The sequence below is a fragment of the Candidatus Symbiothrix dinenymphae genome, from assembly GCF_001431085.1.
Genome location: NZ_BBRU01000194.1, coordinates 1 through 671, shown reverse-complemented (window position 1 = coordinate 671; position 671 = coordinate 1). Strand labels below are relative to the sequence as shown.

General features: G+C 45.0%; 1 protein-coding gene. It reads right to left on the bottom strand.

Translation table 11 applies throughout. The features are described from left to right. Positions 1–671, bottom strand: a 671-nt coding sequence (locus tag ASC50_RS02775; protein ID WP_226995355.1) for a DUF5000 domain-containing lipoprotein, incomplete at both ends; no start/stop codon positions are given.

Sequence of the window (671 nt, the reverse complement as noted above, 5' to 3'; positions counted from 1 at the left end):
TTTGCCATACAGCGTTATCTCGGTCAGCTTATCGCCGACACCGAGAAATCCGGCTATTTTTTCGTACCTGAAATAGCGGGTACGCGGTGTGAAGTCCGGATCATCGGGATACATGAACACTTCATCGCCTGCTTCAGCAAAAAAGATAATCTCCATATCGGTGTAATTATTAGGGGGTCTTGCAATTATTTTCTCTTCACCGATAAGCTTCCATACATTGGAAGCTTCGTCTAAATAGTAAACCTTATATCTCCCCACATTATCTCTTCCGTAAAAGAGTCCCACTTGACCGGAGCTATACTCATCGTTAACATTCCACGTCTGGTGTGTTACAATGCGACTCAGTCTGTAATAGTCACCAAGGTCAATAATGACATTCCATGAGGGGTTGCGATTGACGTCCACCCCATTCACGACCCACGTGTCGCCAAAGTAAGTCGTATTGGGGATAAATTTATCGGTACCTGTTGCATATTCGATAATTCCATCGATGAGATTAGTCGTTTTTCCCTCGTAGAAATCTCCTGTTGACATATACACAGGATTTCCGAGTGTATCTATTCCGATGTCCTCTCCGGTATCAGGCAAATCCCACAGGCGTTTGTCCAGCATCTCATCCCGCATCACATGCAGTGTCCCCAAATCGTAGGCTTTGGATTCGTTGCCATAAG